This is a genomic window from Hydrogenophaga sp. UC242_50 (genome assembly GCF_042697355.1).
Lineage (GTDB): Bacteria > Pseudomonadota > Gammaproteobacteria > Burkholderiales > Burkholderiaceae_C > Hydrogenophaga.
In genome coordinates, this window is record NZ_CP170553.1 from 2,764,824 (window position 1) to 2,777,936 (window position 13,113).

The 13,113-nt window shown below is 68.1% G+C and carries 15 protein-coding genes; 10 read left to right on the forward strand and 5 right to left on the reverse strand.

What is annotated here, in order from left to right; genetic code table 11:
* Positions 1 to 14: 14 nt before the first annotated feature.
* Both ACFJGX_RS14215 and ACFJGX_RS14220 read right to left on the reverse strand, forming a co-directional pair.
* On the reverse strand, positions 15 to 803 hold the full coding sequence (locus tag ACFJGX_RS14215) for a class II aldolase/adducin family protein (RefSeq protein ID WP_382320529.1): 789 nt from the start codon (positions 801 to 803) through the stop codon (positions 15 to 17).
* Between the two features lie 62 nt (positions 804 to 865).
* Entirely contained in the window at positions 866 to 1,834 is a 969-nt protein-coding gene (locus tag ACFJGX_RS14220) for a Bug family tripartite tricarboxylate transporter substrate binding protein (RefSeq protein ID WP_382320527.1), read from the reverse strand.
* Positions 1,835 to 1,989: 155 nt separating this feature from the next.
* On the opposite strand from ACFJGX_RS14220, the gene ACFJGX_RS14225 reads away from it, so the two are divergent.
* From ACFJGX_RS14225 to ACFJGX_RS14240, 4 genes are all read left to right on the forward strand, one after another.
* Positions 1,990 to 2,910: a LysR family transcriptional regulator gene (locus tag ACFJGX_RS14225; RefSeq protein WP_382320525.1), complete on the forward strand. Its 921-nt coding sequence runs from the start codon at positions 1,990 to 1,992 to the stop codon at positions 2,908 to 2,910.
* 98 nt (positions 2,911 to 3,008) lie between these two features.
* The gene (locus tag ACFJGX_RS14230) at positions 3,009 to 4,511 is read left to right on the forward strand and encodes a LamG-like jellyroll fold domain-containing protein (RefSeq protein WP_382326407.1); all 1,503 of its coding nucleotides are present in this window, start codon (positions 3,009 to 3,011) and stop codon (positions 4,509 to 4,511) included.
* On the forward strand, positions 4,483 to 4,821 hold the full coding sequence (locus ACFJGX_RS14235) for a hypothetical protein (protein WP_382320520.1): 339 nt from the start codon (positions 4,483 to 4,485) through the stop codon (positions 4,819 to 4,821). The genes ACFJGX_RS14230 and ACFJGX_RS14235 overlap by 29 nt, the downstream gene beginning before the upstream one ends.
* The gene (locus ACFJGX_RS14240) at positions 4,811 to 5,002 is read left to right on the forward strand and encodes a hypothetical protein (protein WP_382320518.1); all 192 of its coding nucleotides are present in this window, start codon (positions 4,811 to 4,813) and stop codon (positions 5,000 to 5,002) included. The genes ACFJGX_RS14235 and ACFJGX_RS14240 overlap by 11 nt, the downstream gene beginning before the upstream one ends.
* A gap of 26 nt (positions 5,003 to 5,028) precedes the next feature.
* Here ACFJGX_RS14240 and ACFJGX_RS14245 read toward each other — a convergent pair whose 3' ends face one another.
* A complete protein-coding gene (locus tag ACFJGX_RS14245; RefSeq protein WP_382326409.1) occupies positions 5,029 to 5,805 on the reverse strand; it encodes an IclR family transcriptional regulator in 777 nt (258 codons plus the stop codon).
* A gap of 156 nt (positions 5,806 to 5,961) precedes the next feature.
* Here ACFJGX_RS14245 and ACFJGX_RS14250 point away from each other — a divergent pair, with 156 nt between their 5' ends.
* The 6 genes from ACFJGX_RS14250 to ACFJGX_RS14275 are packed head-to-tail and all read left to right on the forward strand — an operon-like array spanning position 5,962 to position 12,168.
* Entirely contained in the window at positions 5,962 to 6,762 is an 801-nt protein-coding gene (locus ACFJGX_RS14250; protein ID WP_382320511.1) for an alpha/beta fold hydrolase, read from the forward strand.
* Between the two features lie 25 nt (positions 6,763 to 6,787).
* Entirely contained in the window at positions 6,788 to 8,296 is a 1,509-nt protein-coding gene (locus ACFJGX_RS14255) for a carotenoid oxygenase family protein (protein ID WP_382156849.1), read from the forward strand.
* 11 nt (positions 8,297 to 8,307) lie between these two features.
* Complete coding sequence (locus tag ACFJGX_RS14260; protein ID WP_382320509.1) at positions 8,308 to 8,997, forward strand: alpha/beta fold hydrolase; 690 nt, start codon at positions 8,308 to 8,310, stop codon at positions 8,995 to 8,997.
* A complete protein-coding gene (locus ACFJGX_RS14265; RefSeq protein ID WP_382320507.1) occupies positions 8,994 to 10,181 on the forward strand; it encodes a CaiB/BaiF CoA transferase family protein in 1,188 nt (395 codons plus the stop codon). The genes ACFJGX_RS14260 and ACFJGX_RS14265 overlap by 4 nt, the downstream gene beginning before the upstream one ends.
* Positions 10,181 to 11,179 (forward strand): NAD(P)H-dependent flavin oxidoreductase, encoded by a 999-nt coding sequence (locus ACFJGX_RS14270; protein ID WP_382320505.1) that lies wholly within the window; start codon positions 10,181 to 10,183, stop codon positions 11,177 to 11,179. The genes ACFJGX_RS14265 and ACFJGX_RS14270 overlap by 1 nt, the downstream gene beginning before the upstream one ends.
* Before the next feature lie 29 nt (positions 11,180 to 11,208).
* A complete protein-coding gene (locus tag ACFJGX_RS14275; RefSeq protein ID WP_382326411.1) occupies positions 11,209 to 12,168 on the forward strand; it encodes a Bug family tripartite tricarboxylate transporter substrate binding protein in 960 nt (319 codons plus the stop codon).
* 3 nt (positions 12,169 to 12,171) lie between these two features.
* Here ACFJGX_RS14275 and ACFJGX_RS14280 read toward each other — a convergent pair whose 3' ends face one another.
* Positions 12,172 to 12,600 carry an ABC transporter substrate-binding protein gene (locus ACFJGX_RS14280; RefSeq protein ID WP_382326413.1) on the reverse strand — a complete coding sequence of 143 codons (429 nt, stop codon included), beginning with the start codon at positions 12,598 to 12,600 and terminating at the stop codon, positions 12,172 to 12,174.
* Positions 12,582 to 12,929, reverse strand: coding sequence for an ABC transporter substrate-binding protein (locus ACFJGX_RS14285; protein WP_382328706.1), 348 nt, complete (start codon positions 12,927 to 12,929; stop codon positions 12,582 to 12,584). The genes ACFJGX_RS14280 and ACFJGX_RS14285 overlap by 19 nt, the downstream gene beginning before the upstream one ends.
* Positions 12,930 to 13,113 lie beyond the last annotated feature (184 nt).

Genomic DNA, 13,113 nt, shown 5'->3' on the forward strand with positions numbered 1-13,113 from the left:
GGCCGCCGCCCACCTCACTCCTTGTAGGAAGGGTCGGTTCGGTCGAGCAGGCGCAGCAAGGCTTGCCAATCACGTCCCTGGATGTAGGACGGTGAGCCATCGAATTGCGCGATGGCGTGTCGGCACACGTCTTCAGCGGGGTAGATGAGTTTCTGGGTGCCCGAGGTGGCGGCGATCTGAATCTGGCAGGCGCGCTCCAGGTAGAACATCAGCTCGAACGCCTCCGGCACGGTGCGCCCCATGGTGAGCAGCCCGTGGTTGCGCAGGATCAGGACGTTTCTGTCGCCCACGTCGGCAATCAATCGCTGCTGCTCGTCGTTGTTCAGCGCGATGCCTTCGAAGTCGTGATAACAGAGCTGCCCGTACACGCGCATGGCGTGTTGCGAGATGGGCAGCAGGCCATCCTGCTGTGCCGCCACCGCCACGCCGGCTGCGGTGTGCGTGTGCAGGACACAACCCACATCCGGGCGCGCGCTGTGGATGGCGCCGTGAATGACGAAGGCCGCCGGGTTCACGTCCAGCTGCACGTCCTCGGCCAGGTTGCCGTGCACATCCACCTTGACCAGGTTGGAGGCGGACACCTCTTCGTAGAGCAGGCCGAAGGGGTTGATGAGGTAGTGCTCGTGCGACCCTGGAACCCGCGCGGAGATGTGGTTGTAGATCCAGTCGGTCATGCGGAAATGGGCGATGAGCCGGTAGCAGGCGGCCAGCTCCACCCGGGCAGCCCATTCCTCGGGCGAGACCTGTTCGCGCAGTTGTTTCCGTTCCTTCAGCAAGACGGCGAGTTCGTCGTTGTTCAGCATGTCAATCTTTCATCGTGGGAGCGAGCGGTGCGCAGGAGCGCCGCACTTCGCGGGCCCTGGTGTCACTCGGCGGAGATGCCCTTTTGCTGAATCAGCTTGGGCCAGTAGTCCGCATCCTGTTTCCATTGCAGTGCCATGGCGGCGGTGTCGGTGGGCGTCGGAATCAAGCCGAGCTCCAGCAGGCGGCTGTTGACCGACGGATGGGCCACCGCCTTCTGCAGCTCCGCGCTGAGTTTGGCGATCACGTCCTTGGGCGTGGCGGCGGGAACGACGATGCCTTGCCAGGGCAGCATTTCAATGTCGGCGTAGCCCAGTTCGATGAGCGACGGCACGCTGGGCAGCGAGGCGAGGCGGGCCTTGCCGAAGGTGGCGAGGGGCTTGATCTTGCCGGCCTTGATCATGGGCATGGCCGCGACGGTGTCCACCACGATCAGCGGGATCTGGCCGCCCAGCAGGTCCTGAAGGGCGGGCGCGGCGCCACGGTAGGGGGTGTGGACCACGTCGAGCTTGTTGCGGTCCTTGAGCATTTCCATGGCGAGGTGGTGAGGCCCGCCCACGCCGGGCGATCCGTAGCTGAGCTTGCCGGGGTTGCGCTTGATCTCTTCGATGAGCTGGCGCGCATCGGTGAGGTTGGACATGGCGTTGACGGCCAGCAACAACGGGAAGCGCCCCAGCAGGGCCACGGGAGCAAAGTCCTTGGACGGTTGGTAGCTGAGTTTTTTGAACAAGGCCGTGTTGTAGACCAGGGTGCCACCATCGACGCTCATCATGGTGTAGCCATCGCCTGCGGCCTTCGCGGTGGCATCGGCGGCAATGACCGTGGCGCCACCCGGGCGGTTTTCGATCAGCACCGGCTGCTCCATCTGGATCGCCAGTTGCGCGCCGACCGTGCGGGCCAAGGCGTCGGTTCCGCCGCCCGCCGCATAGCCCACCACCCATTTGATGGGCTTGGTGGGGTAGGGGTCCGCGGCCAGGGCGGTGATCGCCAGCGACGCGACGAGGGCCGCGCCGAGTTGTCTGAAGAGGGGCATGTGTGTCTCCTGGTGGGGCAACGTTGTGGTGTGGCGCAGTCTAGGGACGCCCCATCGCGCCGGACATGCCATGTGGGCCCTGAGGCATACCGAATCGGAATGCTCAAGAACCGGAGCAGACTAAGATCCGATCCCCTTCCTCCAAGGCCGCGGCCATGCCCTCCATGCTGTTGAATCTGCGCGAGCTTCATGCGTTTCAGGCGGTGATCGATGCGGGCTCCCTGAGCAAGGCGGCGGAGAGCCTGCACATCACGCAGCCGGCGCTCAGCCGGATCATTCGGCGGCTGGAGGAACAATTGGGCGTGGCCTTGTTCGAGCGGCACCAGTACGGCGTGGCGCTGACGGACTTCGGCCGGCGGCTGGAGCCTCATGCGAGGCTGATGCTGTCCGAGTCTTCCCGGGCCGTGCAGGAAGTCGATGCCCTGCGCGATCAGCCCGGGGGCGTCGTGCGTTTTGGCGCGGTGGTCAGCGCGCTCGCGAGCTTCGTGCCGGGCGTGGTGGAACGCTTGCTGGCCCGGATGCCGGGTCTGCAGGTGGTCTTGGTCGAAGGGCTCTCGGAAGACCTGCTGCAGCAGCTCGCCCGTGGCGAGATCGACCTGGCCTTGGCGTTTGCCGTGTCCACCTCCGATGACATCACCACCGTTTCCCAGAGCGAATGGCAGGAGGGTTGCCACGTGGTCACCGGGGCCACCCACCGTTTGTGCGGGCGCCAGGATCTGCGCTTGCAGGATTTGCTGGGTGAGGCCTGGGCCCTGGCCCCACGGGGAACGCAGCCGCGTGACGAGTTGAAGCAGATGTACCTGGACCACCACCTGCCGCCGCCGCAGGCCACCGTGGAGTCCCGGTCCATGGCGGCGTTGCGCCAGTTGGTGGCCGGGGGCTCGTTCCTGGGCTGGATGCCACGCCAGCTCGTGACCTCGTTGTCCGGGCCGGGAGAGGGTGCGATCCGCATCCTGCCTCTGCAGGACGTTCGCTCCGTGCGCCGATTTGCGCTCTATCGGCGCCGCGAGGGCACGCTGTCGCCGGCCACGCTGGCGCTTCGCGACGAACTGCTGGCCTACATCCGCACGCTGTAGGCGCCGGCGCACGCCGTTAAGCCAAAATGGCCGGCGAACGGCAAAGCCTGAACCTCAACCACCGGCGTTGAGCCCCATGGTCGCCGAGGGAGAACACAGTGGCGATCCGCGTCAACGCGCCTTATCAGGCGGTCTACATCCATGAGCCGCTGGGGCATGAGGTCCCGGCGCTCAACACACCATGGTCGGTCGCCGGTCTGTTCCGGTTCGAAGCCGACGTCAACCTCAATACCCTGATCGTCGCGCTGTACGGCACCACGAACGCGGCTTCGTGGGTCGGGCTTTACATGAATTCCGACGGCATCACCTGCCAGCTCGAGGGCTACAACGGCGGGTCGCCCACGGTCAGCTCCAGCTACACGCTGGAGGTGGGCCGGGAATACCGCCTGGCCATCGACTACAACGGCGCGGGCACCGTGCGCATGTTGCTCGATGGCGCGGAGGTGCTCTCCATGGCGTTCGTGCCCAATGCGGGCACGGCCGGCGAGCGCTCGCTGCAATGGGGCGGCTATGGCGAGCTGGCGGGCTACACCGACTGCACGATCGCGCGCTGGCGCATGTGGACGGCCGTGCTGACCGAGGCGGAGCACCGCCGCGAGTACCGCTCGACGGTGCCGTTTCGCACGCGCAACCTGATCCACAACTGGCCGATGGATGCCGGCAGCGGGCGGTTCGACGACACGATGCCCGGCGAGCCTCCCCTGGCGGACAATCCCGCCGACCCGTGCGGCGATGGCAGCGATTTCACCTACCTGCCCAGCATTCTCGGTGTGCCTCAGGTCGTGGACCTGGGCACCTCGGCCACGCCCGGCGCGCGCACCGTCAACGTGCCGCAGTGGGCGGAATTCGTGGACGTGCACATCGTGGGCAGCGATGACACGGCTGTGCCTTATACCGATCTGGCCTCCATCGCTTCGGACTTCGCGGCAGCCTTCAGCCACACGGGCAACGGCGCCATCGCCACGGCGGCGGGTGGCTGGGTGTGCACGGCACCGGTGGCGAACTGGGCCGCCGGCCGCAGTGTCACCATCGCGTTCACGCAAGCGAATTCACTGGCTGGCGCACACGCCTTCGTCTGCTTCATCCAGGACACCACGGGTGTCACCGCGCGTGGCTATGGCCAGGCGACGGGCGATGGCACCACGCCGGGCGTGCGCCAGCGCGTCCGGCGTGTCGGGCGGCCTGGCCCTCGCGCTGGACACCCGGCTGAACGCGTCGTCCGGTGCCTTTCCCGGCAACCAGTCGGGCTGGGATTCGGTGCTCACCGGAGAGTCCTCCGGGACCTTCGGCTACTGGGCGAGCTCCCGCCTTCGGTCCAAGCCCATCACGGTCACGGGCACCGAGACCGCCACGACGCAGAACACGTACGCCGGGCCGATCACCCTGGCGACCTGGGCCCCGGCGAGCCTCGCCACGGTTGCGCCAACGGTCGCTTTCCCGGTGGCTGCGGACGTGACCGCCAGCGGCAACAACACCGCGAGCAGCAGCTGGGCGGTCAGCCATCCGGCTGCCGCGGCTGGCGACCTGCTGACCTTCCATCTGGCCTGGGACGACAGCACGGACACCACGTCGGTGAGCGCGCCCACCGGCCCGAACGGTGAAGTCGCGACGTCCATCGCGGGCCCGATCGCATCGAGTGGCACGGAGGTGCGGGCGCAGGCCTGGCGGTACATCGCCACGGGCGCCTGGAGTGCCGGCACGCGCACGTTCACGCCGAGTGCCAGCGAGCAGTGGACCGCCGCCGTCCTCAAGGTGCGCGCGGGCGAGTTCGACGCATCGACACCGGTCGGCGCCACCGCCACGCGCGCGAGCGCGGGGGGCGCTGAAAACCACGGTGCTGTCGCCCGCCTTCAGCGCGGGCTCGACCGATGGGGGCGGGCGCTTGGTGTGCTGGGGCGCCGTGGACGATGACCCGGTGATCGCGAACGCCAGCGCCTGGTCCACGTTGAACAGCGTGGATCGCGGCGCGGTATCCGGCACGCTCGCGGCGCGCAACCTGGAGGCCACCGACAGCGAGGCCTTCACGGCGGGCGGTTGGCGCATTGCCGGCGACAGCTGGGCCACCCTGGCCTATGTGATTCGCAAGCCCTAGGGCTCGGGGGCCGGGCGCGCGACGATTCACGGGTCGCGCATGGCGTCCTTGATGCTGCGGGCCGCCTGGGCCACCAAGGGCCCGACGCGTTTTTCCAGCAGGGTCTTGCTCAATTGCTGCGAAGGGCCCGCGCAGGAAAGCACGAAGATTTCCGAGCCCGTCACGATGGGCACCGCCGCCGCGCTCAACACGCCGCCGCGCACGCGGCGGGACACGACGAACCCCAGCCGCCTGTACTCCGCATGGACGCGCTCCACGTCCGCGCGGTAGCTGGTCCAGTCCACCGAGGCCATGCGCTGGAGGTTTTTCAGGATGGCGGTGCGTTCGTTGGCCGCGGCGGCCACCAGGTAGGCCAGCCCGAGGGAGGTGGTCTCCATCGCCAGCAGGTCGCCCACGGCCTTGTTGATGGTGATGGTGCTGACGGGCGGGCGGACCACCTCCAGCAGCAGCATGTGGGCGTGTTCGCGCGTGGCCAGCAGCACGGTGACGTCCAGCGTCTGGGCCAGTTGCCGCATGAGCGGGGCGGCGATGCGTTGGATGCCATGCTTTTGCATGGTGATGGAGCCGAAGTTCAGCGTGCGGCCGCCCACCCGGTATTTGCGGACCTGGTCGTCGAACCGCAGGTAGCCCAGCTTCTCCAGGGTGCCGGTGAAGCGCGACACGGTCGCTTTGGGCATGCCGGTGATCTCCACCAGTTCCTGGTTGCCCAGCACGTCCGACTGCTCGAAGGCGGACAGGATGGACAAGCCCTTGGCCAGCGAGGCGACGAACCCCCGGTCGTTCGGGTGGGGAATGGAGGACATGCGCGGTCGGTGTGCGTGGGGGAGCCAAAGCGGAGGTCGCCAGCCATGGTATCGAAACACTCGCCATCGGCCACGGAACCCTCTTCAGTTCCGGCATGCGGAACTGAAGCGCATATCGGTCGCCCGAATGCGGGCCGCTTCTTAGAGTTGCACCGCATGAACACCTACCGATTTCCTGACTACGAAGTGGCCGGCGATGCCGACACCACGGTTTTCCTGCTCCACGGTGCGTACGGCAGCCGAGCCTACTTCCGCCCGCTCATCGACACCCTGGTCCGGGCCGGCTACCGGGTGGTGGCCTGGGACGCGCCGGGCTACGGCCTGAGCCCCTTGCCGCAAGGAGGCTTGTCGATCGAAGGCCTGGCCGAAGCCGCCGCGCGCCTGATCGAACGCGAAGGCAGCCGGCGCAATGTGGTGGTGGGCCACAGCATGGGCGGCATCGTGGCGCCACTGGCCTCGCTGCTCTCCCTGGGCCGGGTGCACGGCGTGGTGATCTCGGCCACCGTCGCCACCTTCTCGCGCAAGTCGGCGCAGGACAAGGCGACCTTCGCCGAAGAGCGCATCGGCCCCATCCGGCGCGGCCTGCCGTTCAAGGAAGCGGCCTTGCCGGTCATTCGCGGCATGTTGGCGCCGACCTCGTCGGGGCCCCTGGTGGACCTGGTGGTGGACGTGGCCTCCGGCATGCGGGCGGAGACGTTCTGCGCCGCCATCGAAGCCATCGTGGGCTACGACGGCGAGGACAACCTGAAGGCGGTGAGCGTGCCGACGCTGTTGATCGCGGGCGCGCAGGACAAGGTGGGGCGGCCAGAGGGCATGCAGTCGCTCACCGCGCTGATTCCCGATTCGCGCTTCGTCTGCATCGACGGCGCCGCGCACTACGCCTTCGCGGAGCAGGCGCCGGCGTTCAACGCCGCGCTGCTGGGCTTCCTGTCCGAGCTGCCCGCCTTGCGCGCCTGAGACCCACAGAAAGAGGAGCATCGACATGAGCAGCACCGTCGTCAACACCGTTCACAGCACCCTCAAGCCCACCGACAACCCGTTTCTGAACGGCGCCTTCCGGCCCAATTTCAACGAGCATGTCGCGCACGTGGGCAGCCTGAAGGTCATCGGGGAGATTCCCAGGGACCTGGACGGCCTCTACATCCGCAACACGCACAACCAGGTGCACGAGCCCATGGGGATCTACCACCCCTTCGATGGCGACGGCATGCTGCACGCCGTGCATTTCCAGAACGGCCAGGCGTCCTACCGCAGCCGCTTCGTGCGCACCACGGGCTTCCTGGCGGAGCAGGCGGCCCAGGCGTCGCTGTGGACCGGCATTCTCGAACCCGACAAGGGCGCGCGGCGCGGCTGGGGCGCGATGGGGTCGATGAAGGACAACGCGGGCACCGACATCATCTGCCACGCGGGCAGGCTGCTGGCCACGATGTCGCAGGGCAGCGAGCCCTGGCGCCTGGACCCGATCTCGCTGGACACGCAGGGGCCTGACGCCAGCTGGGCCCGGCACGTCATGCCGCACGGCATCGGATCGCACTACAAGGTGGACCCGGAGACCGGGGAGATGATGTTCTTCAACTACCCGGAGGTCTGGCCCTACATGCACTACGGCGTGGTGGACCGCCACAACCAGCTGGTGCACTACGTGCCGGTGGAGCTGCCCGGCGCGCGCTGGCCGCACGACCTGGGCATCACGAAGAACTACACCATCCTGCACGACACGCCGCAGTTCTTCGATCCGGCGCTGTTGAAGAAGGGGGTGAGAAAGCTGGCGTTCCACCCGGAGGTGCCGGCGCGCTTCGGGGTGATCCCGCGCCGGGGCAGTGGGGCCGACGTGAAGTGGTTCGAGGCCACGTCCTGCCACATCCTGCACCTGTCCAACTGCTATGAGGACGGCGACGAGATCGTCATGGACGGCTGCATCATGCCCAGGCCCGTGATGCACCCTGTGGGCAAGACCGAAGGCGGTGATGTGTATGCGCGCATGAAGGCGCGCCTGGACAAGCACAACAACCCGACCATGATGCACCGCTGGCGCTTCAACCTGCGCACGGGGCAGACGACGGAGCAGTACCTGGACGACGAGATCACCGAGTTCCCGGTGGTGAGCAACGACTACGTGGGCCGTCCGTACCGCTACAGCTACAACATCCTCTACCAGCCGGGCGAGTGGCTGTTCTGCGGCTTGAAGAAGTTCGACCTGCAGACCGGCGCCACGCAGCGTTTCGAGTACGGGCCCGGCCGTTATGGCAGCGAGCCCCAGATGGCGCGCCGCCTGGGCGCGACGGGCGAAGACGACGGCTACCTGCTGGTCTACGTCACCGACATGGTGCAGGACCGCTCCGAGGCCCTGGTGTTCGACGCGACCGACATCGCCCGAGGGCCCCTGGCCACGGTGATCCTGCCCGAGCGGATTTCGGTGGGTGTGCATGCCTGCTGGGTCGAAGGCGATCGCATCCACGGCGAGCACCGCGACAGCCGCATGCTGCCCTGAGGAAAAAAGCCATGGACATCGTCTTCATCCCCGGTCTGAACAACACCGGCGACGTCTTTCGCGACGTGAGCGCCGCATTGCCGACCCACCTGCGCAGCCATTGCCCGGACCTGCCACCGCTGGAGCACATCGAGGCCCTGGCCGATGCGGTGCTGGCCGAGGTACCGGAGCGCTTCTATCTGGCCGGGTATTCCTTCGGCGGCTATGTGGCCCTGGGCGTGCTCGAAAAAGCGCGCGAGCGGGTGCGGGGCCTGTGCCTCATGGGGTCGAGCGCCCGCGCCGACTCCGACGCGCAGAAGCTCAAACGGCAGCAGGCGATCCAGTCGCTCGACGCCGCGACCTACGTGGACACCGCTTCGTCGTCGGTGGCCCCGTTCCATCCGGACAACCGCCAGCGGCCCGACCTCGTGGCCCGTCGCCGTGAGCTGGCATCGGCCTACGGCGCCCAGCGCTACCTGGCCCATGTGCGCGCCACCCTGCAGCGCCAGGACCGCTCGCACCTGCTGGATGGGTCCGTGCCCATGCTGTGGCTCGCGGGTTCGCACGATGCGGTCGTGCCCGTCCAGCAGCAGGCCGAAGAGGCCGCCCAGGCCCGGCACTGCCGGTACGTGGAGATCCCGGGCGCGGGGCACCTTCTGCCATTGGAGCAACCGCAGGCGGTGGCCGATGCCCTGTCCCACTGGATCGTGCGCACCCCATGAGCCACAACACCACACCACTGGCGATGGACGGCATCCGCGTGCTGGACCTGACCCAGGGCATCGCGGGCCCCTACGCCACCATGCTGATGGCGGCGCACGGGGCCGAGGTGATCAAGGTCGAGCCGCCGGGCGGGGACTGGATCCGAAACGCGCGCAACCAGATCCGGGGGCACGCGCCGGCCGCGATCGCCGTCAACGTGGGCAAACACAGCATCCAGCTCGATCTCAAGAACCCGGGCGAACTCGCCCTCGCGCAGCGCATCGCGCAGACCTGCGATGTGGTGGTCGAGAGCTACCGGCCCGGCGTGGTCGAGCGCCTGGGACTCGGTGCCGAACAGCTGTGCCAGGACCGGCCCACGCTGGTCTATTGCTCGGTCACCGGTTTCGGTCGCGACAGCGAGCTCCGGGACCGGCCGGTCATCGACCACGTCGCGCAGGCCTACTCGGGCTGGATGCACGTCAACGCGGACGAGAGCGGCATGCCGCAACGCACGCGCAACGTGGTGCTGGCGGACCAGATCACAGGGCTGTACGCCTACCAGGCCATCGCCAGTGCTGTGCTTCGCCGCTTCCGTTTTGGCACGGGGCAGCAACTGGAGGTGACGCTCGCGGGCGCCATGGCCGCGTTCCTGGCGCCGCGCATCATCTCGAGCGCGCTCAGCGACGGCAAGGTGGGCAACGCGGAATTCACCGCGCCCACCGGGGACTACCCGACCCGGCAAGGCACCCTGGTCGTGGCGGTGCAGAAACCGGCCGACGTGGAGAAGCTGTTCGCGCTGCTGGGGCGGGCGGAGCTGCTGCAGGACGCGCGTTTCTCGACGCCGGCCTCCCGCCTGCAGAACGCCGAGGCCCTGCGGCGCGAACTCGCGGTGGTTCTGCAGGCGCGGACCGCGGCGCAGTGGGAGCAACTGCTCGCGCCCCAGGGTGTGATGGCCTGCGAGGCCCGCGACATTCCCCACTTCCTCGCATCGCAGCACAGCGACGGGCTCGATCTGATCGAAACCCTGGCGCTGCCCGATGCCGGGCCATGCCCCCTGGTCAGGGTGCCCGGCGCGGCGCCCTGGCATGGGCGCCGCGCGCCGCCGCGCTTCCCTCGGGTGGGCGAGGACCTTCAACACATCCTGGACGGGCTGGACGCGATCGACCCTCCGCCGTCCACCGCCATCGATCAACGCATCGCATGATGAAAACAGACCCCGTCACGTCCTTCTTCAACCGCACGCCGCTGCGCCTGCCCGTGGTGGCCGCGCCGATGTTCCTCGTGTCAGGCCCTGAGCTGGTGCTCGAAGCCTGCAAGGCCGGCATCGTGGGGGCGTTCCCCACGCCGAACGCGCGCCCCATCGAAACGCTGGAGTCGTGGCTGCTCACCATCACCGAAGGGCTGCGGGCGCACCGGCAGGCCCACCCCGATGCCATCGTGGGGCCGTGGGCCGCCAACGTCGTCACGCACTCGTCCAACGCGCGCCTCTCGCAGGACCTGGCCTTGATCGAGAAGCACCAGCCACCGATCGTCATCACGGCGCTGGGCAGCCCCAAGCCCGCGCTGGAGGTGGTGCACGGCTACGGCGGCATCGTGCTGGCCGATGTCGTCAACCTGCGCCTGGCCAAGAAGGCGGCCGACGCGGGCGTGGACGGCCTGGCCTGTGTCAGTGCGGGCGCGGGCGGGCACACCGGCTGGATGTCGCCGTTCGCCTTCGTTCGCGCGCTGCGCGAATTCTTCGACGGCATCGTCGTCATCGGTGGCGGCATCGCCGACGGCTACAGCGTGGCGGGCGCCACCATGGCCGGCGCCGACCTGGTCTACATGGGCACGCGCTTCATTCCGACGCAGGAGAGCATGGCCTCACCCGCCTACAAACAGATGCTGATCGATTCGACGGCGGAAGACCTCGTCATCAGCAGCGGCATCACCGGCACCCCGGCGAGCTGGCTCAAGCCTTCGCTGCGCGCCGCGGGCCTGGACCCGGACGACCTGCCGCCCACACCGCCCCGGAATTACGACAGCAACCGCTCGTTCACCCAGCGCAAGTGGGTCGATACCTGGACCGCCGGCCAGGGCGTGGGCGCCATCAAGCGCATCAGCCCGGTGGCGGCGGTGGTGGACGAGCTGGAGCGCGAGTACGGGGAAGCGACCCGGCAATGGCGCCGGTTCGGTCAGCGGGCGGCCGAGACCGCGTTGTGATGTTTTGATATGCACCAAGGAGACAAGACGTGAAATTCTGGAAAAACTGGCTGGCGGTGGTGGCACTGGCGGTGTCGGGTTCGGCTATGGCCGCCTGGCCCGAGCGGCCCATCACCCTGATCGTTCCCTTCCCCGCGGGGGGCCTGGCCGATGCGGTCAGCCGCTCGCTCTCCGAGGAGGTCAGCCGCATCCTGGGCCAACCGCTGATCCTGGAGAACCGGCCCGGCGCCAACGGCCGCATCGGCCTGGAGCAGCTGTCGCGCGCGCCGAAGGACGGTTACACCCTCGCCGCGACGGTGCCGGGCATGATGATCTTCCAGCCCCTGACGGAGAAGACCTACAAGTTCGACCCCCTGAAGGACTTCGAGCCCATCACGATCGCGGTGGACACGTACAACGTGCTGGTCACGCACCCGCGCGTCTCGGCCACGGGGGACCTGCGCGAACTCGCGCGCAAGGCCAAGGCCCACCCCGGGCAGATGAACTACGGCACACCCGGCAGCGGCAGCAGCTTCCACTTCAACACCGTGGTGCTGACGGACAAGCTGGGCATCCAGGCCACGCACGTGTCCTACCGTGGGGAGGCGCCGGCGCTGATCGATCTGGCCGGCGGTTCCATCGAGTTCATGCTGGCCGGGCAGTCGGCGCGGCCCTACATCCAGGACGGCAAGATCAAGCCCATCGCCGTGACGTCCCGCCAGCGCGTGGGCATCCTGCCCAACGTGCCGACCTTCGCCGAACTCGGCGTCGATTTCCGGACGGACGGGTGGGTGGGCTATGTGGCGCCCGCCGGTGTGCCCAAGGAGATCCTCGATCGCGTGAGCGAGGCCTTCCGCGCGGCCATCAAGCTGCCCAAGGTGCGCGAGCAGATCGCCGCGATGGGCTACGAGCCCGTGGGCAACTCCCGCGAGGAATTCCGCAGCCTGATCAAGGACCGGCTGGAGCACTACCGGGGGCTGATCCGCTCGGGCGCCGTGAAGATCGACTGAGCCCTAGCGGCCGCCGGGCACGAACTGGTTGGTGTAGAGCTCTTTTACCGGGGTCTCGCGCGGCACCACGCCATTGGTGACGTAGAACTTCTGCAGCTCGGCCAGGCGGGCCTCGTCCATCGTGCCGGGCACCTTCTGCGCGGCGTAGACGTACTTGTTGAAGAGTTCGAAGGCCTTCTGGATGCTGGCTTCCTTGCCCTTGTGCACCGGCACGTGCGCCACGTAGGCAGCGGTGGCGGCCTTGGGGTCGGCCATGATGTCCTTCATGCCCTTGAGCGTGGCGCGCACCAGCTTCTGGATCAGCTGGGGGTTCTTGGCGATGGTCTCGTCGGAGGCGAGGATGGCCTGGGCCATGCTCTTGAAGTAGATGTCGGCCGGCAGGATGTCGACCTGCGCGCCGGCCTCCATCGCGCTCACCGTCCAGTCGGGCACCGTGCCATGGCGGACGCGCGTTTCGCCGCGAACTGCTGCCACACACCGCCCGGGCCGGCGGCCTGGATGTTGACGTCGTTCTTGGTCAGGCCGACCTTGCTGAGCATGCCCAGCAGGGCGTAGTAGGTGGTGTCGGTGTAGGCCAGGACGGTGACGGTCTTGCCCTTGAGTTCGCGCGGGCTCTCGATCTTCTCGTCCTTGTGGCTCACGAGCTGGGTGAGCGAGCCGGCGCCGAGCACGGCCACGGCCTTGACGGGGATGCCCTGGGCGCGGGCGATGATGGGGGTGTCGCCGATGGCGCCGCCGATGACGGCGTTGCCGGCACCGATCTGCTTTGGCCACGTCCACGCCGCCGCGCGCGGTGACGAAGTTGACCTTGAGGCCTTCCTGTTCGTAGTAGCCCTTGGCCTGGGCCAGCATCCAGGGGCCGAAGGCCGGCAGCGTGGCCGGCGCGGGCAGCAGGTAGGTGACTTCCTGCGCTTGCGCGTGGGTCAGCAGCGGGAACGCGGTGCC